Source organism: Microbulbifer hydrolyticus (assembly GCF_009931115.1).
Lineage (GTDB): Bacteria > Pseudomonadota > Gammaproteobacteria > Pseudomonadales > Cellvibrionaceae > Microbulbifer > Microbulbifer hydrolyticus.
Map to the genome: position 1 here is coordinate 105657 of NZ_CP047491.1, position 22374 is coordinate 128030.

The window sequence follows — 22374 nt, forward strand, 5'->3', positions numbered from 1 at the left end:
ATTATAAACGAAAGGAAGACAGGCAGTCCCCCGACCGGTGCTGGGGGCAAAGTGTTGGGCTTTTCCGGGCTGTGTACCTCGGGGAGGTAAACAGCCCGAATCCGGCCGGGAGTGCCTGCGGAATCTCAATCGGAACGCCTTGGGGAGGCGTGGCCGACTACTGCGGATCCCTGTTGCTAATTGCGAACGGGGGTGACTGTATCGTCTTTGTTGCCAAAAACCAACAGCCACCATACCGCACCGCTGGCAAGGCAGTACGCAACGGCCGGCAGCCAGACAACCGGGGGAAGCAGCGGCAGGGTCGCGGCCAGCAGCGCCAGCCGCGCCAGTTCCCAGTGTCGGCTGCGCGCCTCCCCGTCTAGGATGCGTCCGTTCACCACAAGCCCGACTACCAGCATTGATACCATCAGGGTGATCGTGCCGTAGGAAAGCTCGCTGGCGCCCGCCAGCAACGCCAGTGTGGCCGCGGAATAGATCAGGTGCTGGACCAGCGCGTACCAGCGCAGGCTGCGCGGGATCTGCGGATCGAAGCGGTGGAAATTATCCAGGTCACCACTGGGGACCGGCATTGCCGCCTCCGCGTCTGCCGGGCGATAGCCGGTGGCGCGGAACCACAGGGTGAGTTTTTCCTTCCAGCTTTTGGTGTGAAGGGCGTCGAGCCACATACGCTTGAAGTGCTGCAGGTTGGCCGCCAGCGGGTCAAACGTGTTCAGAGGCTTGCGTACCCCATAGATGCACGGCTCGTCGTCCAGCTCCTCCTGGTAGGTGCCAAACAGCCGATCCCAGATGATCAGCACACCACCGTAATTGCGGTCCACATACACCTTGTTCTGTGCGTGGTGTACCCGGTGGTTGGACGGCGTGACCAGAATCCACTCCATCCAGCGCACCTTGGGGAATTTCTGGGTGTGTACCCAGAACTGGTAAATCAGGTCGAGGGCGCCTGCAGTAACCAGGATTTCCCAGGGCATACCGATCAGCAGCAGGGGCAGGTAGAAAATCCAGCCCAGTGGTACCAGATCGCTGGACTGGCGCAGCGCGGTGGTGAGGTTGTAATCCTCACTCTGGTGGTGCACCAGGTGTTCCGCCCAGAAGATGTTGATCTCGTGACTGAAACGGTGTTTCCAGTAGTAGCAGAAGTCGTAGGCTATCACCGCCAGTACCAGGTGCCAGGGGTTGCCGATTGACCAGCTGATACCCAGTGCCAGGTAGGTGGGCTCCAACCACTGGTACAGTGGCGCATACACCAGTATCAGGATACCCACTCGCACCAGCCCGAGAATGCGGCTGAGAATACCGGCGCCGAGGCTGCCGATGGCATCGTTCAGGCGATAGAGCCCCCAGCCGCGCCAGCGGTCTAGGGCCAGCTCGATCAGCACGGCGAGCAGAAAAAATGGAATGGCAGCGGTGACGAGTCCCACGGTGACCTCGGAAGTTGTCTATATCGTTATGGTTGTTTTGACCTCGCGGGTAATGTTGCCACAGCCCGCGACATGAACAATGTCCTTGAAGACCGGATTCCGAAATCCGTGAGCATTTTGTCGACGTAAACCCACATTCGCTTCAATCCACTATCAATCCTAGCGGGAGCCTCCATGATCAATGCCTATGCCGCCGACGCCGCCGGTGCCGAACTCAAACCATTCAGCTACGACCCCGGTGCGCTCGAACCGGGACAAGTGGAGATTGCCGTCGAATACTGCGGCCTCTGCCACAGCGATGTCAGTGTGGTGAACGATGAATGGGGCATGACCGCGTTCCCGGTAGTGCCGGGGCATGAAGTGGTGGGACATATCGTCGCCCTCGGAGACGGGGTGACCCACTTGAAGGAGGGGCAGCAGGTGGGGCTCGGCTGGCATTCCGGATACTGTGGCCATTGCGGCGAGTGCGATACCGGCAACCACAACCTGTGCTCACAGGCGCAGCCGACCATCATCGGTCATCACGGTGGCTTTGCCGACAAAGTACGCGCCAGTGCTGCCAGTGTGGTCCCCATTCCGGACGGACTGGACCCGGCTGTGGTCGGCCCCCTGTTCTGCGCAGGTATCACTGTGTACAACCCGCTGGTGCAGTTCAATATCAAGCCCAACAGTCGTGTGGCGGTGATCGGCATCGGCGGCCTGGGGCATCTGGCGCTGCAGTTCCTCAACGCCTGGGGCTGCGACGTGACCGCCTTCACTTCCAGCGACAGCAAGCGCGACGAGGCGCTGGAGCTGGGTGCCCACCACACCCTCAACAGCCGCGACCCGAAAGCGCTCATGGCAGCCGCGGGCCAGTTCGACCTGATCATCTCCACGGTCAACGTCAAGCTCGACTGGAATACCTACCTCACAACGCTCAAGCCCCGCGGCCGTCTGCACTTCGTCGGTGCCACCACCGAGCCTCTGGATATCAATGTATTCAACCTGTTGCTGGCCCAGCGCCAGGTGTCCGGTTCACCCGTGGGCAGTCCGGCCACCATTGCCGATATGCTCGAATTTGCTGCCCGCCACAATATCGCACCGAAAGTAGAGAAGTTCCCCATGAGCGAGGTCAATGCAGCGTTCAAGCGACTGGAGAGCGGGGAGGCGCGCTACCGTATTGTGTTGACCGCTGGCGAGTAGCGGTCAACCGGGCTCGGAGTAGTGTGTGACTGGCACGGACGTGCCCGCACTGTCGCTTCCTGATGAATTTTGTTTTGCGATAGCATTTGCAGCAAACGCATTTACGGGCCCATCTTTGCGGACCCATATTCACGGGACAGGGAAATGCCCTACTTCGAGCTTACCGACAGGCAGGGAAGGCGATATCGCCTGTCGGCTGAAATTCGCTACTTCACCCTCTGGGCTGATCCAGAAGAGCTTGTGCTTGCCGAAAACCTGTTGGCAAGCACAGAGCCCAGCCAGTTGCTTATGGCTGAGCATCACTTTTTTGGTGCCGGGGGTGATTATCCCTATCTACACCGGTTGGGCCCTGGCACCCCTGGCAACGCTTCCGATCTGTTTCCTCTCACTCCAGCCGCTTCGCCGGAATCCGAACAAATATTGTTGGAGGCGATTCGTCGGGGACAGCTGACACTGGAGCCACTCGAAACCGGGAAGGCCAGGCAGTCGGGAGATGAGCGCAATGCACTGCGGGTGAAAATCCGTCTTGCACTGGCGGAGATCATCAGTCAGGAGCGGTTGGAAGCGACAAATCACTCCCGCTCCCTGGCTGCGGAGACCCGGGTGACTCGCGGGCTCATCTATACCGGTGCATTTTTCAATGGCCTTTGGAATGCGGGTACGGATTTCGCCAAGTGGTTGAAGGAAGTCAACGATGTGGTCAACCCTACCCAGCGCATACTGAGGACTCTTCAGGCAGGTGTTCGCGCCGAGCAGCGTAACAGCCAGACCGGTGAGGGGTACCTCAACGCATTTGTCGCCGAACAGTTGACCTCAGAAAAACGCCAACTGGTCGAGGCGCTTGGTTTTGATCCATCCAGTATCACTGTGGAGCTGTTCGAGCAGGCACTGCAAATTGCCGATATCGTGTGGCAGGACCAGGCATTGCGCGATGATATTCGCCGATTTGCGTTCGACTATGTCAATGCCCAGCATCCACTCGAGTTGACCGAGTTTTCCGGTACCGCGGCATTTGAGGTGCTGTTTACGATTGCCCTTGCTGCAGTAACCGCCGGTGCCGGTCTGGCTGCGGGCGCAGCCGGTCAGGCCCGACACTTTGCTAGGTTTCGCAAGGTCGGGGATCTGTTGCGGCGCTATGCGTCTGAAGCCGTTGAAGCGGCAAAGCGCAAAACAAAAACGCGGGCCGGCAGCAACACCGGTGCGAGCGATTTCAACACATTGCCACGGGACGAAGTGGTGGTGAAACCTGTTGCCACTCCGGAAAGCAAACCGCCGAATTCCAGATCGAAAGCTAACACTAAAAATGCCGATGAAAAGTCTACGGCACAAAATCGCAGCGAAATCCCCAAACGTGCGAGACCCGAGCCCGACAATTGGAAGACCTACAAAACCCACGGGGTTGATCAGACCCCGATGGCCAGTGCAGTCGGGCGTGAAATGGTTGCTGAACTGGAATCCCAGGGTATGTCGCGCGCTCAGGCGGTCATGAAGGCCCAGGAATATCTGGCTTCCGGCAGTGAACTTCCGGTAAAAAAGACGGTGAAAAAAGGGGAAACGCTTTACAAGCTGGTACCCGAGGGAGAAGCTCCGGGAAAATATTCCGCTTATTTCGCCGAACTTTCCGATATCAATGGCTTTGAGGGTGTGAGCTACGACGAAATAACCGATGCCATTGGGATACCGCTTGAAAGTCAGCAAACACCAAAGTTCGACCTGGTGGAGGTGGAGGCGCTGGAAGATGTTACTGTTTACCAATCTACCATCGCGCCAACCACGCAAAACGGGTATTCCCAGCCTGGCGGTGGGACACAGACATTGATCGTCAACCGATCCAGGTTTTCAGACCCGAAATCTACCGGCAGGAAGTTTCCCTAGATGAAAAAGCTCGTTCGCATTGACCCGAAAAGCGGTCGATACATTGATATCGATCCCAAGAAACTGGCGAGAGACGCAAAAAGCCTGGAAGCCTTTGTGCGGAAAAATATTGATCCCGCCAACGATTCGCTGGGTGTCTATTCAGAGCTGCTGCCGCTATGCAAGCAAGTAGCCGATCAACGACGAAATACCGCTATTCCGCTGGAAGACCTCCCCCTGCGATACCCATTCAGGGAGGGGTTGATGCCCCAGGGATTGGCAGCGCTGTACTCTGAATTTTCCGCGACCATTACCGGCACACCTCTGGATGTGATTCACATCGTTGACGTCAATGGGGCTCCCCATGCTGAAGTGGAATTTGAAGATTGACCTGTTAACGGAAAGCCTACTTCCCTCGATACTGAACCGGGTGCGCGGGGTATAAAAAAGGCCGGCGAATGCCGGCCAAACAAGGTGGGACGTTACGAAGTGAGAGATCTTGGTCCGATAAGGATCAGGGGGCCGCTTCGGCCTGCAGGGTAACCCCGGAGTAACTGTTATATCCGCGAACGCTGATATACCAGGTGCCCGCCTGTGGGTTGCTGATGCTGCAGCTCTCGTTGTTGCCCCACTTGTAGGGGCGGCAGTTGTAGCTGCTGGTGGTCGGCTGGGATCCGTAGCGCACGTACAGGTCGCCGTCGCCGCTGCCGCCACTCATCAACACCTCAAGCGATGCCATACCACTGTTCACGTCCAGGGTGAAATGCTGCCAGCTGCCGCTGGCACCAGACACGTTGGTTTCCGTCCAGCCGGTAGCGCCACCACCACTGCTGCCTTCATCGAAGCTGCCGACCAGGCTCACATTGGAGAAGCTGCTGTAGGCGCGGACCATCACGTAGTAGGTGCCGGCCTGCACATTGCTGATGGAACAGGTTTCGCTGTTACCGTTCAGGTACGGACGGCAATCGTAAGCCGAGGTGGTGGGCTGGCTGCCATAGCGGACGTAGAGGTCTGCATCACCGCTGCCACCAGACATCTGGAAACTGAGGTTGGATGCGCCTGCGGGCACTTCAAGGGTGTAGAAAAGTTCCTGGCCTGTGCTCCCAGAGAGGCCGGACTCCGCAACGCCATTAGTAAGCTCGCCGTCACCGGGTTCCGGATCGGGATTGCCGCCACCGTTGGCTGCGTTCACTGCTGCCGACGCATCGACGATACCGCTACCGCACTGGCTACAGGAACCGGGGAAACTGCGCGCAGTATTTTTCAGGATGTTTTCGACTTCGGTCGGCGTGATGCCCCCGTCCACGGCATACAGCAGCGCTGCGGCACCGGCGACATGGGGCGCCGCCATGCTGGTACCCTGGTAGAAGGCATAGTTGTCACTGCCCGGCCCCTGGGTACCACTGTTGAGGGTAGACAGCACACCGTTGGAGTTGGTTGAGGTCTCACCGCCTGGCGCCGCCAAATCCACCACACTGCCATAGTTGGAGTAGTAGGCACGGCTGCCGGCGCGGTTGGTGGACGCCACCGAGATTACCCCGGAGCAACTTGCCGGGCTGTAATTGCTAGCATTGTCGTTGGAGTTCCCCGCTGCAACCACCACGGTGGTGCCCAGGCTGCGCGCGGTATTGATTGCGTTCTGGGTTGTGGTATCACAGCTGCCGCCGCCACCAAGGCTCAGGTTCAGCACCTGTGCCGGGTTGGGGTTGGAAGGCACACCGCTGACATTGCCACCGGCACCCCAGATGATGCCATCGGCAATATCCGAGGTGTAACCACCACAACGGCCGAGCACGCGAATCGGCACAACCTTGGCCTTGTAGGCGACGCCGGCAACACCGGAGCCATTGTTGGTGACCGCAGCAATGGTGCCGGCCACGTGGGTGCCGTGCCAGCTACTGTTGCGTGCGGGCTGACCGGAACCACAGGCACCGGCGGGCGACCAGTCACCAGGATCGCTGGCGTCCGAATCGCGGCCGTTGCCATCCTGGGCCACGCTGGTGTCGGAGATCATGTCGTAACCGGGCAGGATATTGGCGTTCAGGTCGGCGTGCGGGCGGTAACCGGTATCGATGACACCTACTACCACGCCTTCGCCCTGGGTCACATCCCATGCGCTCGGCAGATTCAGGCCCCCTGTGGATTCAAAGTAATGCCACTGCTGGTTGTAGTACGAATCATTGGGGGTAGCCATGGGCTGCATCAGCCGGTCCGGTTCTGCGTATTCCACCTGTGGATCCTGCTGCAGGCGCGCGATGATTGCGTTGAGCTCTGCCTTGCTTGTGCGCTTTTCCAGCTTCATCAGTTGCGCGCCAGTGGCCAGACGGCGCATGTGCTTGAAGCGGTGACCGGCTGTTTGCGCGATGCGGTCGATGGCATTCTGCGACATGGCTGTGGCATTCGCGCCAGCCATGGAATTTTTGTATTTGACGATAATGCGGTCGGTTATCACTTCTTCCGGTGCTACCGCCATCGCGGACAACTCCGGCTCTACGGCCTGTGCGGAAAAGCTGACTCCGAACGTGGTACTGACAAGAAGTGTTGCGGCACCGAGCATGGCGCCGGGGCGTCTCTTCAATAATGCTGAAAATTTCATTGTTGCGAATATCTCCTTGATTATTTTTATCGGTGGAATTGGGTGGTTCCACCTTCATTACGCTGCGGAACCCCTGTGCAGCGTCCCCCGGAAAATCCCCACAATTTTGTTGCGGCTCTTACTCCTAAGGCTTGTGTTTAACGAGGAGGATCGTTCTTCCCCCATATAAAAACGGGGACAACTCTTTGGAATGCGCGCCAAAATTAGGAGCTAATTGGTACGATGGTGATGTTTTGGTTATGCATCGATAACCAGTTCACACTTGTGTGGCGTGCCATTCATGGGGCAAGGAGATTTTTTCGGAGGATGTTGTGGGGCGAGGGTGGTTGTTCATATGCAATGTCGTTGCAATAATCCTCCTGGTTAAATACCGGATTGGATAACTACAAAAAAGGATTCCTATGACTACCGCGGTAAATCCCTATGCTTCTCCACAGACCGCTGACCTCGATAATGACAAAAACTCCGAAGAAGTCAGCGCGCAACTCTTCTCATTCAGTGGCCGGCTAGGGCGACTGCGCCTGATTGCCTACGGCATCATTTCTGCTTTTGTCGTGATGTTTGTGGCGGGATTGGCTGCGGCTATCCTGATACCGGTAAATCCTGTTTTTGCAGGCTTCATTTATGGCGCCGTGGTGCTCTCGAGCGCGGTATATGGGTTTTCGCTTTATATACAGCGGCTGCATGATCTGAACCAGTCCGGTTGGTGGGCGCTGCTGATGTTCGTGCCGCTGCTGAATCTGGCACTATTAATTTATTTGCTGTTCTTTCCTGGGACCAAGGGAAATAACCGCTATGGTTCCCCGGTCAAGCGAAACTCCACTGGGGTTATAGTCGCATTTTTGTTAAGCGTGTTTCTCGGGATCGCCTATATCGGCATGGTTGTAGCGATAGCCATACCGGCCTATCAAGACTATGTGGAGAGAGCGCAGCAGGTTAACTGAAGACTTCAAACCAAAAAGGCCGCTGGGGAAAGCGGCCTTTTTTGATGGATGCATAACGTTATCGATGAAGTTTATCCATCGTTCCGCTTGTTTTTTTCTTCAATCCAGCGACTCATGAATTCCTCGGCGCGGTGCGCGGTGCGCCGCAGGATACGGCCCCAGATATTGCGGTTGCGGTGAGCATCCAGGTTGGCGGCGATGTCCTCGATTCGCTGGATAAATGCGGGGGCGTGGTCCTTGTGGCGAAACCCGGATTCGAGTGCGCGGGTGCCGGCATCGCGTACCGCGAGCCAGTCCGTTTTGTTTTGGTAGAGCTGCGCGGTGGTTGTCGCAAACTGTTGCGGGTCGTCGCTAAGGGGATAGCCCCAGAGATCTTCGGGCGCCATGGACTCGGCGCCGATGGGCGTAGTGACGGTGGGCGTACCGCTGAGCCAGCCTTCCAGTATCTTGCCTTTTTGCCCGGCACCGAAACGCAGCGGTGCCAGGTTCAGTCGGTAGCGCGCCAGCGTGGCCAGCGCATCTTCGGCGCGCCCATGCACCCGCAGCCCAGTCGCCGGGTCGCTGAGGCGATGCATGGCGTGATCGGAATAAGCACCGTAAATATGACACTCCACACCGGGCAGCAGTGCATGCAGCCGCGGCCAGACTTCCTGTGCAAACCAGGTGGTGGCATCGCGGTTGGGCGCGTGTTTGAAGCCGCCTATCATGACCAGATGCTGGCGCTCGTCGAAGCCCGGTAGTGCCTTTACATCGGGCAGCTGCCGCACCAGAAAAGGCAAATAATGCAGTTGCCAGTCGGGCAGGCAGAAGTGGCGCTGCAGCAGTTCTACCTCAATCTGAGAGATCATTACAGTGAGATCGCAGCGCGCCATCGCCGCGACCTCGCGCTCGGCAATGGGGTGAAACAGGTTCAGCGGTTGGCCGCTTTTAAGTGCCTGGTGGCGCGCCTCGCGCAGGCTGTGAAAATCGCTGGTATCGAGTAGCGTGATTGCTCCGGGGCATTGTTCGCGCACCCGCCAACCAAACTGCTCTTCCATCATGAAGCGGTCGTAGACCACGAGTGCAGGGTCAAGTGCATGCACCCAGGGGTCAAAACTGGAGTCATTGACTTCGATCTGGTGCTCGCCGTAGCCGCTCTTGGCCTGAAATGGCGTGGGCTGCGCCGGGCTTGCGATCTCTACACGATAGCCGGCGTCGGCGAGCAGATCGAGAATATCCAGCGTGCGCCGGCCAGCGGCGGTGGAGGTGGGCTCGGGCCATTGCTTGGCGATCAATAGCGCTGTTTTGTTGGACTCGTTGCGAACCATCTGCAACTACTCGATATTCTGGACCTGCTCCCGCATCTGCTCGATCAGCACTTTCAGCTCCACTGCCGCCTGGGTGGTGTCGGTCACCACGGCTTTGGATGAAAGCGTATTCGCCTCACGGTTGAATTCCTGCATCAGGAAATCCAGGCGGCGTCCGATAGGTCCGCCGTTTTTGAGTACGCGGCGGGTTTCGGTGATGTGGGCGTCGAGTCGGTCGAGCTCTTCGTCCACGTCGGCTTTCTGGGCCAGCAGCGCAATTTCTTGCTCGATGCGATCCTTGTCGATTTCTTCGAGCAATTCTTCCAGGCGGGTTTTCAGTTTCTCGCGCTGGTTTTGCAGAATCTGCGGCAATAGTGCGCGCACGGTAGTAACCTGTTCATTGATGCCTGCAAGGCGCGCCTCGATAAAGCCGGCGAGTTCCGCGCCTTCGCGTTCGCGGTTTTCCACCACCTGCTTCAGTGCCTGCTTGAAGCCGTCAAGGATCGCGCTGGCCTGTTCCTCGGCATCGGTTTCGGGCTCAGCGATCACGCCTGGCCACTTCAGCACTTCCAGCGGGTTTAGCGGCTGGCTTTCAGTCGCCACCTGTTGCGCGGCCTTGACGAGCTCGTTTACCAGTGCCTGGTTGATTTCTATGCCCGCCACTTCGCCACTGCTGGCTTTCAGGTTCAGGGTCATTTCCACTTTACCGCGGCTGAGGTTTTTGCGCAGGGTTTCGCGCAATTTTGACTCCAGCGCACGGGCGGCTTCCGGCAGGCGAAAATGGGGTTCCAGGTAGCGGTGGTTGACCGAGCGCATTTCCCATACCGCGGTGCCGGTAGAGTAATTGACTTCTGCACGCCCGAAGGCGGTCATGCTGCGCACTTTGTTGTTGGCCATACTGCCGAACTCCGCAAATACTGGGTAATGGTTTTTGGTGACGAAAAACAGCGGCAAATCATAGCACAGGGTGATTTGCGGTTTAGATGGCTATAATGCCGGGCCTTAAGGATTCTGATTGAACAATAGAGGTGCAATATGCAGCGACCAAGCGGCCGCAAACCCGAACAACTGCGCGATGTGCGCATTACCCGCCAATATACCCGCCATGCAGAGGGCTCCGTGTTGGTGGAGTTCGGCGACACCAAGGTGCTGTGTAATGCGTCGGTAGCGGCGGAAGTGCCGCGCTTCCTGCGCGGTCAGGGCGGTGGCTGGATCACCGCGGAGTACGGCATGCTCCCCCGCTCTACCGGTTCCCGCATGGGGCGCGAGGCGGCGCGCGGCAAGCAGGGCGGGCGCACGGTTGAAATCCAGCGCCTGATCGGCCGATCCCTGCGCGCGGCCGTCGATCTCAAAGCACTGGGCGAGCACCAGATTACCCTGGACTGCGATGTGATCCAGGCGGACGGCGGTACCCGCACTGCCTCCATTACCGGGGCCTGTGTCGCCCTGGTGGACGCGCTGCGTTATATGCAGCGGGAAAAAATGATCACCACCGATCCGCTGATCAATATGGTGGCGGCAATTTCTGTTGGCATTTATCAGGGGGAGGCGGTGCTTGACCTGGATTACCCGGAAGATTCCAATGCCGATACCGACATGAACCTGGTGATGGCCGAAGACGGTGGCATGATCGAGGTGCAGGGTACTGCGGAAGGCGCGCCGTTTACCGAGCATCAGTTTGCCGAGATGCTGGCTCTGGGCAAAGCCGGAATCAAAGAGCTGGTCGAGCTGCAGAAAAAGGCGCTCGCCGAATAAATGCTATCCGCCGGCACGGACGGCCGTATGTGCCGGCGGAGCTTTCCCTGCTTTATGGCAAAATAGACACGGGATACCACGCGTCTTTTCCATCGCGGCGATATCGCCGCGTAAGCTTTTCAGCACCATAAAATGGTCGCGAGGAAAGCCCGGCATGGAAATCCGTCAGATAACCGCTTCCCTGGTCCTGTCGCTTGTTTTCGCTACAGCAGCGGTTGCGCAGCAAACCGACAAAAAGCCGGAACCGCAACACAAGCACTACCGCGAATCCGAGCAAGCGAACAAGCCCTCCCCCTCCGGCGCCCTTGCGCCACGCCTGCAGAATCTCGGCAAACACATGTTTCCGGTGAGCTGTACTTCCAAGCGTGCACAGTTGTTTATTAATCAGGGCGTCAACCTGGCGTATGCATTCAACCATGCCGAGGCCGGGCGCTCATTCCGCGAGGCGGCGCGGCTGGCCCCTGATTGCGCGATGGCTTACTGGGGGCAGGCGCTGGTACTCGGCCCCAATATCAACGTGCCGATGGACCAGGAAGCAGAACCCAAAGCCCACGAGCTGGCACAGAAGGCGATGTCCCTGCGCAATAAAGCGGGCGTAACCGACCGCGAGCGCGCACTGATCGAAGCGCTTGCACAGCGCTATACCGGCGACCCTACCGATCGTGCCCAGGGTGACGAGGCCTACGCGGCGGCGATGGCGAAAGTGGCCGAACGTTTTCCCGACGATCTGGATATCGCGACTTTGTACGCCGAATCGATGATGGATTTGCGGCCATGGAATTACTGGATGCGCGATGGCACTCCCTATCCCGGCACCCGGGAAACGATCGCACTACTGGAGTCGGTGATGGCACGCAACCCGAAACACCCGGGAGCGTTGCACCTGTACATTCACCTGATCGAGCCCACCAAAAACCCCGAGCGCGCCGAAAAAGCAGCGGACACCCTGAAGGGACTGATGCCGGGTGCCGGCCATATTGTGCACATGCCCGCACATATCTATCAGCGCGTGGGCCGCTATGAAGATTCTGCCAATACCAATCGACGGGCGATCGCCGCCGACGAGGATTACATCAGCCAGTGCCGGGCCCAGGGCATCTACCCGATGGCCTACTACCCGCACAACATTCATTTTCTGTGGTTCGCCACTACTGCCCAGGGCCACAGCGCCGCGGCCATCGATGCTGCGCAAAAGACCGCCGAGCAAATTTCCGATGAAGCCCTGGTCCAGATGCCGCTACTCGCCGGTTTCCGGGTAGTGCCTTACTGGGCGCTGGCACGGTTCGGCAAATGGGATCAGGTTCTGGCGCTGCCGAAACCACCCGCGGATCCGTTCCTGACCGGCGCCTGGCACTATGTGCGGGGGCTCGCCTATATCGGCAAGGGAGATCTGGATGCCGCAGGTGCCGAGCTGCAGACCCTGCAAAAGCTCGCGGCCAGTCCCGCACTGGATTACTCCATGTTTTCGCCCAACAGTGCTGCGGGGATTCTTGCGGTCGCGCCCGAGGTGTTGGCGGGCGAGCTGGCGGCGGCACGCAAAAACTACGATGAGGCCATTGCCCACCTGAGCCGTGCGGTACGGCTGGAGGACGGGCTGGTGTATACCGAGCCTGCGGAATGGCACTACCCGCCGCGCCTGGCCCTGGGCGCTGTGCTGCTGGAGGCCGGGCGCCCGGGGGAAGCGGAAACCGTGTACTGGCAGGACCTGGATCAGCACCCGGATAATGGCTGGGCCCTGTTTGGCCTGGCCGAGGCGTTAAAGCAGCAGCACAAATCCGATGAGGCGGAGCAGATCGAGGCCCGGTTCAGGAAAGCCTGGCGGAATGCCGATGTGAAACTGACCGCCTCCCGGATCCGCTGAGATAAAAAAGGGGCGCAGCGGTTTTTCACCGCTGCGCCCCTTTTGGGATCCTGGGACCACGAGTCTGGCGATCAGACCTCCAGGTCGTAATCCATGATCAGCGGCAGGTGGCTGGAGAAATTGACGTTCTTGTTGATGGCGCCGTATTCGATCTTGTTCTTCAGGGTCTGGGAAACGATCTGCATATCGGTGCGCCAGCCGTCGCCCTTGCCCGGTTCGCCGCTGGGCCACCAGGTAAATTCGTCCGCGTCTTTCACTACCCGGCGGAAGGCGTCTACATAACCGATCTCGTTGAAAAGCTGGTCGAGCCAGCGCTGTTCGTGGCGCATGAACCCCGGGGTGTCCTGGTAGTCCTGCCAGTTCTCCACATCCGCGCGGCGGTGGGCCATGCCCCAGTTGCCACAGAAGATGAAGTCCCGGCGTTTGCGACTGATCTTGGACAGGTGGGCCTGCATGTCATCGAAGAACTGGACCTTTACCTCAAGCGACGCTTCATCGGTGGCCACCGGGGCGAGCAGGGAGCCGACACTCAGGCGCTCGAAGTCCGCTTGCAGGTAGCGGCCATACATATCGACGCCATTGGCAAAGCCCATGCCATAGATCAGCGCTTTGGGCTGGGCACGGGTATAGATCGCCACACCATTTTCATGGGGCGTGCCCGAGTCGAAGAAATAGCTGTAGTATCCGTCCGGATGGAAGATGGGGTGATCCAGCTCCGGTTCCAGTGAGCGCAGATCCTGCAGACAGATGATATCTGCGTCCTGATCTGACAGCCAATCGTACAGCCCGCGCTGTGCAGCCTGGTGCACACCGTCAACGGACAAACTCACTATTCGCATTATTAGCCCCTTACCAGCGGACTGTGTAAAATTGCAGTCGTTATTCGTCTGAACATTTTTTCGATAGCCGCTCCCCATTCCTTGGGGACCTTCCTTCACCTTAGCCAATAGTTATCAAATTGCCATGCAGCAGTACCAGCGCGACTTTATCCAACTGGCCCTGGAGCACGATGTGCTCTGTTTCGGGGATTTTACGCTGAAATCCGGGCGCCAGAGCCCCTATTTCTTCAATGCCGGTCGATTCCACAGCGGTGCGGCGCTTGCCGCTCTGGGCAATGCCTATGCGGAGGCGATCATAGCCTCTGGAGTGGAGTTTGATGTCATCTTCGGGCCGGCTTATAAAGGCATCCCGCTGGGAGCGGTGACCGCGGTGGCGCTGGCGCAGAAAGGGGTAGATAAACCCTTCTGTTACAACCGGAAAGAGGCCAAGGACCACGGCGAGGGCGGAACCTTAGTGGGTGCGCCGCTTAAAGGCAAGGTTTTGATCATCGATGACGTGATTACTGCGGGAACCGCCGTGCGTGAAGTCATGCAGATCATCAAGGCCCAGGGCGCCGAGCCTGCAGGTGTGGTGATTGGCCTGAACCGTCAGGAAAAGGCCGGGGACGACACCGAACTCTCCGCGATTCAGCAGGTTGAGCAGGAGTACAGCATTCCTGTGATTGGTATTGTGGAACTGGATGATATTATTTCTTATCTTAAGTCCGAGGCTGCCAGTGACGCGTTACTGCAGCAGATTATCGACTACCGCGAGCGTTATGGAGTGAGTACTGAGGGGTAACCCGGTACACTCGTCATATCGCTACAGGGCGCGAAAGGATTAGCGTCAAAGGTCAATATTTAAGCGATGTACGGTAAATATAAGTAGAGGCACGCGTGAAAATCGCAATTGCGCTGGCATTGGCCGGCGCCTTCCTGACAGCGGATGTCGGAGCTGCAAGTGAGGGGTGGGATGGCAAGAAGCTGTACCGCTATACCAACGAACACGGCATTCAGGTGCTGGATGACGTGGTGCCTCCCCGTTATGTGGCCGGTGGCTACGAGGTGTTGACGACTTCCGGGCGTGTTCTGGAGGTGGTTGAGCCCGAGCTGAGCGGCAAGGAGCTGGCCGAGAAGCAGCGTCGCGAGGCGCGTATGGCCGCTGACCTTCAGTTGCTGAAGCGCTACAACAGCGTTGCCGACATCGAATCCGCGCGCAAGCGCAAGCTTGCCATCGTGCAGCAGGATGTAGCGATCCTGCGCTCTAACAAGGCCTCCCTGCACCGACAGATCGAAAACGAAGAGTCCGCGGCGGCGCGCACCCAGCGCAACGGCGGCACGGTGTCTCCAGAATTGCTGGAGCGGATCGAAAACCTTCGCAAAGAAGTGAAAGTCGTCAGCGAACGATTGTCGCTACGTGAAAAAGAGGCGGTGGCGATCAACAGTGAGTTTGATCGCGCAGCCAATCGCTATCAGGAAATAGCCGGCAAGTAAGCCGGCTTTTTTATCTATCCCTGCGCAGCCAGCGCACCTTCCCTGAAGAACCCCGCGACCAGTACCGGCCACTGCTCCATCCAGTGTTCGGTGGGCTTGCGTTTGAACCCACTGCGCACGTACTGGACGATGCGACCCTCGGCGCTCGCCAGCAGCAGGTTGGCCGCGGCAGTGAGCGGGATCGCAGGGCGCAGCTGCTCGCGCAATTCGGCTTCCCGCAGAATCTGTTTGAGCTGGGTTTCCAGGCGGTCGAACAGTTGCAGGATACGGCCGTGCAGGCGTTCGGTTTCACCGGTCAGGGCGTCGCCGGTGAGCAGGCGGGTGATCCCGGGGTTGCGTTCGCAGAAGGCGAGCAGCAGATGCAGGATTTTCTGGCAGCGGGCCAGTGCACTGGGCTCGTCCTGCATGATGATCTTGATGCGGCTGAAGATGGTCTCTTCGATGAATTCGATCAGCCCTTCGAACATCTTGGATTTGCTGGGGAAGTGGCGGTAGAGCGCCGCTTCGGAGAATCCCACCTCTTTGGCGAGTGCCGCGGTGGTGATACGGGCGCCGGGACTGGCTTCCAGCATGTGGGCCAGGGCCTGCAGGATCTGCTGGCGCCGATTGATTTTTTCGCTGCTCATGAACTGCCTTTACCCGGAATATTCAGCCGGGAACTGATTTTGTTGTTGTACCGGTATGCTTCTCGTTGCGCTCGGCTTTACAGCGTTTGTAATGTGGGGTGTCAGAAGCCCATTGTTGGCTGCTAATAAGCAGTCGCTGAAAAGCTCATTGTCCGGCGGCAGAATCGTAACCATTCGCCGCCGCGGCATCAATTGTTAGTGCTTGTTAACAACGGTAATGTGATCGGTGTCACGCACTCTCTTCTTCCCTTTCAAGAACACTATTGGTAATCAGGGTCCCGACGCCGGTATCGGTGAAGATCTCGAGCAGTACCGCGTGGGGCACGCGCCCATCAATGATGTGCGCGGAAGTGACGCCCGCTTTTACGGCATCCAGCGCGCAGGCGATCTTGGGTAGCATGCCACCGTAGATGGTGCCATCGGCAATCAGGCCGTCCACTTCCAGGGTTGAGAGGCCGGTGAGTACCTCGCCTGCCTTGTCCTGTAGCCCGGCCACATTGGTGAGCAGCATGAGCTTTTCCGCTTTGAGATACTCGGCGATTTTGCCTGCTACCAGGTCGGCGTTAATGTTGTAGGACTCGCCATTTTTACCAACCCCGATGGGGGCGATAACCGGGATAAAGTCGCTGTTGATCAGCATGTCGATCACGCCGGTGTCGACGCTTTCCACTTCACCCACGTGGCCGATGTCGATGATTTCCGAGGCGTGCAGGCCGGCCGTGTCTTCCTTGCGGCGCAGTTTGCGGGCGCGGATCAGTAGCCCGTCCTTGCCGGTGACACCAACGGCGCGGCCGCCATTTTTGTTGATCAGGTTGACGATCTGTTTATTCACGGTGCCGCCGAGCACCATTTCGACCACGTCCATGGTCTCACTGTCGGTCACGCGCATGCCGTCGACAAAGCGCGATTCGATGCTCAGCTTGTCCAGCAGGTCGCCAATCTGGGGGCCGCCGCCATGCACAACTACCGGGTTCATGCCCACCAGCTTCATCAGGATCACATCGCGTGCGAAGCTGTTCTGCAGCTTTTCATCCACCATGGCGTTGCCGCCGAATTTGACCACCACGGTCTTGCCGATAAAGCGCTGGATATAGGGCAGGGCTTCATTGAGAACCTGCGCCACACGCAGGGCAGATTTCTGATCCAGGGACATAGCGTTTTCCTTGCTGCTTTTCTTCTCTGCTTGTTTGTGCGGATCAGCCCGATGGTACTTATTGCGGTAGGACCAGGGCGGAATCGAGTTTCTGAAGTTGCGTGGATACCTGCTCGCGAATGCGCGCGAGGGCGGTCTCGTCATCGGCCTCGAAGCGCAGGGTGAGCGCGGCGGTGGTATTGGAGGCGCGCACCAGTCCCCAGCCGTCGGCGAACTCGATACGCAGGCCATCGATGGTATTGAGGTCGGCGTCACCGAAGCGGCCTTCTTTACGCAGGCGATCGATCAGCGCGAACTTATCGCCTTCTGCGACCGGCAACAGAATTTCCGGAGTGTTGACCATCTGTGGCAGGGAATCGATAAGTTCGTCGAGGGTCTGCTCGCGCAGTGCCATGATCTCTAGTATCCGCGCCGCCGCATAGATGCCGTCGTCGAATCCGTACCAGCGGTCCTTGATAAAGATGTGCCCGGAAAGCTCCCCGCCGAGCAGCGCGCCGGTCTCCAGCATTTTTTCCTTCATTGGCGCGTGCCCGGTCTTCCACATCACCGGCCGGCCGCCATACTGGGTGACCAGGTTGGCGAGGGCCCGGGTACTTTTCACATCGAATACGATATCCGAGCCCGGGTTGCGCGCCAGGATATCCCGCGCGAGCAGCATCACCAGCTGATCCGCCCATACGATGCGGCCGCTGCTGGTGACCAGGGTGACCCGGTCACCGTCGCCATCGAGGGCAATACCCAGATCGGCGCCATCGCCCTTTACTGCGTCGATAAGGTCCGCAAGGTTTTCCGGGCGTGAGGGGTCCGGGGCGTGGTTGGGGAAGTTGCCATCCACTTCGCAGTAGAGGGTTTGGACTTCGCAGCCCAGTTGCTCGAACAGTTCCGGCGCCAGTTCGGAGGTGGCGCCGTTGCCGGCATCGATGACGATGCGCGGCTGGCCCGCCAGGGCGACGTCATTGAAGATTTCGTCGATATAGCTTTCGCGCACATCCTGACGGCCGTTACTGGCCTCACCACTGGCAAACTCACCGGACTGCATCAGCGCGCGCACCTCGTGCAGGCGCTCGTCGGCCAGCGGACGGCCGTTCATCACAATCTTGAAACCGTTGTATTCGGCGGGGTTGTGGCTCGCGGTCACCATCACGCCGCTATTGGCGTTCTTGCCCTTGGCGCAGGCGAAATAGAGTACCGGGGATGGCACCAGGCCGAGATCCACGGCAGCACAGCCACTTTCCAGAATGCCCTCGATCAGGCAGTCCCGCAGCAATTCACTGCTGTTGCGACCGTCGCGGCCCACCAGCAACAGCTGCTCACCGGACTGCAGGGCGATGGTGCCCAGTGCGCGGCCCAGCTGGTACGCAAATGGCTCGTTGATTTCCTCCCCGGCGACACCGCGGATATCGTAGGCGCGGAATACATGTGCCGGAATGTCGGTGCTCGGGGTGCGCATCAGCTCGCCGCGGGCAGCTTCCTGAACCTTGGGCGCCGATGCCGCAGCGGTTGCCAGTGCTGCCTGTTGGGTCGTGGGCGGGCTTTGCAGGTCTTCCTTGCTCAGGCCTTTCTTCGCCGGCGTCCGGCCCTTGCGGGAAGATTGCTCCCAGGGCGCGGCACCGCCATCGGCGGGGAGCTGTTTCCACAATGCAAACAGGGAGGCGAGCAAACCGATCAGCGCAACGCCGTAAATCCAGCCCGCGGAAATGCTGTGATCGGCCGCGAATGCAGTGGATGGGGTAAAAGTAACCTTCAGGTAGGAACCGTCCACCGGTGCGCTGGCTGAGTCACCACCCCTGGGGACAGCGGGCGAGCCCCACAGGCTCTGTGCGGGGCCGTCGGGGAACTGCTGGTTAACCTGAATGGTGCCGATACTCTGGTCGAGCCCGGACAGTGTGCGCTCAAAAAACGCGAATGGCTGGCTGGCGAGGAATATGCCACCGGCGTCGACACGCGCACTGTAAAGCCGCCACTGGTTGTCGCTGCCGCGCAGGAATTCCGGCTTCTGGGCCTGCTCCAGGCTGCGTTTCAACAGGTCGACCTGGGCAAAATCGAGGGGTGGTTTCCCCGCGCCCACACGCAGCTGCTCCGGTGAGAAAAACTGCAGGGTAGTCTGCCCCACCGCGGTGGCAATACTGGTTTTTTGCGGAAGCTCCAGGGTGTCGAGCTTTTGTGCTCGCTGGGCGAAGAAGGTCCCGAGTTTCTGCGCATACCCGTTTGCGGCGGTTTGTGCTGCACTGTGCACACTGCTGGCATTGTGCCCCTGAATGACATTCGACATCAGCAGGTGCGCACCGCCCAGCCATACCGCTACAGCGAGTAGCGCGGGCAAGCTCAAGCCGCTGTGCCACAAAGGCCTTTTTTCTTTTTGAATTTGTGAAGCCACGACTAGCTCAAGTCTCCCAGTCTTCCCAGACCAGCCCCCGGACCGGTTAAGTATTTTTCTGAATCTTGTGTGTTGTTGTTTCTTTTACTGGTGCTGACCCGGAAATGCCCGGGTAGCGATCAGTTCTACCAGCTGTGTCGCCAGTTCCGTCTTGAGTGCCGCTGGCAGCGCTTGCTCGCCAGCGTGATCGATCACCATGACCTGATTGCGGTCGCTGTTGAAGCCCCCTTCCGGGTCGCTCACGTCATTGGCAATGATCATGTCGAGATTTTTACGTGCGAGCTTGCCTTTGGCGTGCTCGGCGACCTTTTCGGTCTCTGCGGCAAAGCCCACAACAAACGGGCGCTTGCTGGTACGGCCTGCGATAGTGGCGACAATATCCGGATTTTTTACCAGTTGCAGCACATCGCTTTCGTTGTCGTCTTCTTTCTTTATCTTCTGTGCGGCGACCACGGTCGGCCGGAAGTCGACCACCGCGGCGGACGCAATAAACAGGTCGCAGTCATCGGCGGCCGCTTCTGCGGCCCTGAGCATATCCTCGGTGCTGACCACATCCACCCGCTTGATCCCCGCCGGTGTGTCGAGACGCACCGGACCGGCGATCAGGGTGACTTCGGCGCCGGCGCGGGCGGCGGCGGCGGCAATGGCGAAGCCCATCTTTCCCGAGCTGTGATTGCTCAGGTAGCGCACCGGGTCCAGCGCCTCGCGGGTAGGACCGGCGGTGATCGTGACCTTCTTGCCCTTCAGTACCTGTTCCGGTGCGATGGCTTTTATCAGCCCGTCGACGATATCCAGCGGTTCGAGCATACGTCCGGGGCCCACATCGCCACAGGCCTGACTGCCGGCGCCCGGCCCCAGCAGGGTTGTGCCGCGGCGTTGCAGGGTTTTCGCGTTGTCCTGGGTCGCGACGTTTCGCCACATGGCCTGATTCATCGCCGGGGCGACGATCAGCGGCGCGTCGCTGGCGAGGCACAGGGTGGTCAGCAGGTCGTCGGCGATACCGGCGGCGAGCTTGGCCATCACACTGGCGCTGGCCGGGGCAATCAGGATCACATCGGCCCACTTGGCCAGTTCGATATGTCCCATGGCGGCCTCGGCGGCCGGATCCAGCAGATCGGTGTGTACCGGGTTGCCAGACAGGGCCTGAAACGTCAGCGGCTGTACGAATTCGCGGGCTCCGGCGGTCATCACCACGCGCACGGTGGCGCCGCGATCCTGGAGCCTGCGTACCAGGTCGGCGCTTTTATAGGCGGCGATGCCGCCGGTAACGCCAAGCAGTATCCGTTTGTCGGCCAGAGAGGGCATATTGTGTGGTTCCGAAACGCTGAGAGCGCGTAAGATTACCATCTTACGGGCGGTGGCAGTATGGCCCATCGTCAGTGGTTGTTGGCTCGCAATGGAAGCGAGCATTCACTTTGACCGCATGGTCTCGCCCAGGGAGGGGATTATGGCGATTACGGACTGGCCGGCGGAAGAGCGGCCGCGGGAGAAGCTGCTGGCCAAGGGGGCTGCAGCGCTGTCCGATGCAGAGCTGCTGGCGATTTTTCTGCGCACCGGGCTTCCGGGTATCTCGGCGGTGGATCTGGCGCGGCAGTTGCTGGCGGACTTTGGCGGTCTGCGGCCGTTGCTGGAGGCGGAGCGCAAGGTGTTCTGCGCCGGCAAGGGGCTGGGGGATGCGAAGTTTGTGCAGCTGCAGGCAGTGCTGGAGATGGGGCGGCGCCATCTGGCGGAAGACCTGAAGCGCGCGAATGCGCTGACCAGTCCGCAGGCGGTACGTGACTATCTATCCGCACAGTTGCGCCACCGTACCCGGGAGGTGTTCTGCTGCCTGTTTCTGGACAGCCAGCACCGGGTGATTGCCTATGAGGAGTTGTTCGAGGGTACGCTGAACGCGGCGAGCGTCTATCCCCGTGAGGTGGTGCAGGCGGCCCTGGCCAGGGGCGCCGCAGCCGTCATCCTCGCCCACAACCACCCCTCCGGGGTCAGCGAACCCAGCCAGGCGGATATCCACATCACCGGGCGGTTGAAGGATGCGCTGGCACTGGTGGATATCCGGGTGCTGGACCACCTGATCGTCGGCGAAGGCGCCGGGTGCTCGTTTGCGGAGCGGGGTCTTATCTGACTGCGTTGGCGGCATGACACCGGGTGCGGCTTTTCAGGACCGCTGCGAACCCATCCCTGGGCGCTTCGGCGCAAACATCCTGTTTGCGACGATCCTGAAAAGCCGCACCCGGCGCCATGCCTTCTCGTCGGCCCATATACTTCGTAGTCCGATATATGCTCTCGACCCAAAGTGGCCGACGAGACAGCAAAAAAGCTGGTTAAAACTTGCCCCCTAAAGGGTGTTCTGGTATAAAACGCCGCTCTTTGCGGCCGGGCTAGATTCTGTACAGATCCTGCGGTCGCGCTGGAACCGAATTTTGCACCTGCCCCGCCGCCGCGCTGAGGGCACGAGAGAGTTAAAGAGGCTAATCAGATGTCCAAGGTATGTCAGGTAACCGGCAAGCGCCCGGTAACCGGAAACAACGTTTCTCACGCCAAAAACCGCACCAAGCGTCGCTTCGTGCCGAACCTGCAATCCCACCGTTTCTGGGTGGAAGCAGAGAAGCGTTTCGTTAAACTGCGTGTATCCACCAAAGGTATGCGTATTATCGATAAGAAAGGTATCGATACCGTACTGGTTGAGCTGCGTAAGCGCGGCGAGAAAGTTTAATTGCTGCGCTAGCAGCAGATCGGAGATAGAACAATGCGTGACAAGATTCGCCTGAATTCCAGCGCCGGTACCGGCCATTTCTACACCACTGACAAGAACAAGCGCAACATGCCTGAGAAAATGGAGATCAAAAAATACGATCCCGTTGTTCGCAAGCACGTTATGTACAAGGAAGGCAAAATCAAGTAATTGATTGTCTTGCTGGTTCGCGAAAAAGCCCGGTTATCCGGGCTTTTTTGTGTCTGAAAAAGCACTATTCGTTTATGCGAAGGCTTCGATAGTGATGGCCCTTTG

At 59.0% G+C, this 22374-nt stretch carries 20 protein-coding genes; 11 read left to right on the top strand and 9 right to left on the bottom strand.

Going from position 1 to position 22374, the window contains the following annotated elements; genetic code table 11:
• Window positions 1-176: 176 nt before the first annotated feature.
• On the bottom strand, window positions 177-1421 hold the full coding sequence (locus tag GTQ55_RS00465) for a sterol desaturase family protein (protein ID WP_161856938.1): 1245 nt from the start codon (window positions 1419-1421) through the stop codon (window positions 177-179).
• Between the two features lie 174 nt (window positions 1422-1595).
• On the opposite strand from GTQ55_RS00465, the gene ahr reads away from it, so the two are divergent.
• The 3 genes from ahr (at window position 1596) to GTQ55_RS00480 (ending at window position 4847) form a co-directional block, all read left to right on the top strand.
• Window positions 1596-2603 carry an NADPH-dependent aldehyde reductase Ahr gene (gene ahr, locus GTQ55_RS00470; RefSeq protein WP_161856939.1) on the top strand — a complete coding sequence of 336 codons (1008 nt, stop codon included), beginning with the start codon at window positions 1596-1598 and terminating at the stop codon, window positions 2601-2603.
• Between the two features lie 144 nt (window positions 2604-2747).
• On the top strand, window positions 2748-4478 hold the full coding sequence (locus tag GTQ55_RS00475; RefSeq protein WP_161856940.1) for a hypothetical protein: 1731 nt from the start codon (window positions 2748-2750) through the stop codon (window positions 4476-4478).
• Window positions 4479-4847: a hypothetical protein gene (locus tag GTQ55_RS00480; RefSeq protein ID WP_161856941.1), complete on the top strand. Its 369-nt coding sequence runs from the start codon at window positions 4479-4481 to the stop codon at window positions 4845-4847.
• Window positions 4848-4971: 124 nt separating this feature from the next.
• Here the strand turns inward: GTQ55_RS00480 and GTQ55_RS00485 are convergent, their stop codons facing one another.
• Window positions 4972-7053 (bottom strand): S8 family peptidase, encoded by a 2082-nt coding sequence (locus tag GTQ55_RS00485; protein WP_237567754.1) that lies wholly within the window; start codon window positions 7051-7053, stop codon window positions 4972-4974.
• A gap of 401 nt (window positions 7054-7454) precedes the next feature.
• On the opposite strand from GTQ55_RS00485, the gene GTQ55_RS00490 reads away from it, so the two are divergent.
• Window positions 7455-7997, top strand: a complete 543-nt coding sequence (locus GTQ55_RS00490; RefSeq protein ID WP_161856942.1) for a DUF805 domain-containing protein — start codon at window positions 7455-7457, stop codon at window positions 7995-7997.
• A gap of 71 nt (window positions 7998-8068) precedes the next feature.
• Here the strand turns inward: GTQ55_RS00490 and GTQ55_RS00495 are convergent, their stop codons facing one another.
• Both GTQ55_RS00495 and GTQ55_RS00500 read right to left on the bottom strand, forming a co-directional pair.
• Entirely contained in the window at window positions 8069-9304 is a 1236-nt protein-coding gene (locus GTQ55_RS00495; RefSeq protein WP_161856943.1) for a glycosyltransferase, read from the bottom strand.
• Between the two features lie 6 nt (window positions 9305-9310).
• Window positions 9311-10180, bottom strand: a complete 870-nt coding sequence (locus GTQ55_RS00500; protein ID WP_183946622.1) for a YicC/YloC family endoribonuclease — start codon at window positions 10178-10180, stop codon at window positions 9311-9313.
• 138 nt (window positions 10181-10318) lie between these two features.
• Between GTQ55_RS00500 and rph the strand changes: the two genes are divergently transcribed.
• Window positions 10319-11038 carry a ribonuclease PH gene (gene rph, locus GTQ55_RS00505; RefSeq protein ID WP_161856944.1) on the top strand — a complete coding sequence of 240 codons (720 nt, stop codon included), beginning with the start codon at window positions 10319-10321 and terminating at the stop codon, window positions 11036-11038.
• A 154-nt stretch (window positions 11039-11192) separates the two neighbouring features.
• Window positions 11193-12899: a tetratricopeptide repeat protein gene (locus GTQ55_RS00510; protein WP_161856945.1), complete on the top strand. Its 1707-nt coding sequence runs from the start codon at window positions 11193-11195 to the stop codon at window positions 12897-12899.
• 71 nt (window positions 12900-12970) lie between these two features.
• On the opposite strand, the gene GTQ55_RS00515 is transcribed toward GTQ55_RS00510, so the two are convergent.
• On the bottom strand, window positions 12971-13738 hold the full coding sequence (locus GTQ55_RS00515) for an exodeoxyribonuclease III (protein WP_161856946.1): 768 nt from the start codon (window positions 13736-13738) through the stop codon (window positions 12971-12973).
• A 124-nt stretch (window positions 13739-13862) separates the two neighbouring features.
• Between GTQ55_RS00515 and pyrE the strand changes: the two genes are divergently transcribed.
• Window positions 13863-14519 carry an orotate phosphoribosyltransferase gene (gene pyrE / locus GTQ55_RS00520; protein WP_161856947.1) on the top strand — a complete coding sequence of 219 codons (657 nt, stop codon included), beginning with the start codon at window positions 13863-13865 and terminating at the stop codon, window positions 14517-14519.
• Between the two features lie 95 nt (window positions 14520-14614).
• Entirely contained in the window at window positions 14615-15211 is a 597-nt protein-coding gene (locus GTQ55_RS00525; protein ID WP_161856948.1) for a hypothetical protein, read from the top strand.
• Window positions 15212-15225: 14 nt separating this feature from the next.
• Here the strand turns inward: GTQ55_RS00525 and slmA are convergent, their stop codons facing one another.
• The 4 genes from slmA to coaBC form a co-directional block, all read right to left on the bottom strand.
• A complete protein-coding gene (gene slmA / locus GTQ55_RS00530; RefSeq protein WP_161856949.1) occupies window positions 15226-15837 on the bottom strand; it encodes a nucleoid occlusion factor SlmA in 612 nt (203 codons plus the stop codon).
• Between the two features lie 229 nt (window positions 15838-16066).
• On the bottom strand, window positions 16067-16990 hold the full coding sequence (gene argB / locus GTQ55_RS00535) for an acetylglutamate kinase (protein WP_161856950.1): 924 nt from the start codon (window positions 16988-16990) through the stop codon (window positions 16067-16069).
• Window positions 16991-17048: 58 nt separating this feature from the next.
• Window positions 17049-19319 (bottom strand): phosphomannomutase/phosphoglucomutase, encoded by a 2271-nt coding sequence (locus tag GTQ55_RS00540; protein WP_237567755.1) that lies wholly within the window; start codon window positions 19317-19319, stop codon window positions 17049-17051.
• 132 nt (window positions 19320-19451) lie between these two features.
• A complete protein-coding gene (gene coaBC / locus GTQ55_RS00545; RefSeq protein WP_161856952.1) occupies window positions 19452-20672 on the bottom strand; it encodes a bifunctional phosphopantothenoylcysteine decarboxylase/phosphopantothenate--cysteine ligase CoaBC in 1221 nt (406 codons plus the stop codon).
• A 142-nt stretch (window positions 20673-20814) separates the two neighbouring features.
• Here coaBC and radC point away from each other — a divergent pair, with 142 nt between their 5' ends.
• The 3 genes from radC to rpmG all read left to right on the top strand — a co-directional run bounded on the left by radC (window position 20815) and on the right by rpmG (window position 22269).
• Window positions 20815-21489, top strand: coding sequence for a RadC family protein (gene radC / locus GTQ55_RS00550; RefSeq protein ID WP_161856953.1), 675 nt, complete (start codon window positions 20815-20817; stop codon window positions 21487-21489).
• Window positions 21490-21843: 354 nt separating this feature from the next.
• Window positions 21844-22080, top strand: coding sequence for a 50S ribosomal protein L28 (rpmB, locus tag GTQ55_RS00555; RefSeq protein WP_161856954.1), 237 nt, complete (start codon window positions 21844-21846; stop codon window positions 22078-22080).
• A gap of 33 nt (window positions 22081-22113) precedes the next feature.
• Window positions 22114-22269 carry a 50S ribosomal protein L33 gene (rpmG, locus tag GTQ55_RS00560; RefSeq protein WP_066960071.1) on the top strand — a complete coding sequence of 52 codons (156 nt, stop codon included), beginning with the start codon at window positions 22114-22116 and terminating at the stop codon, window positions 22267-22269.
• The last annotated feature ends 105 nt before the right edge of the window (window positions 22270-22374 follow it).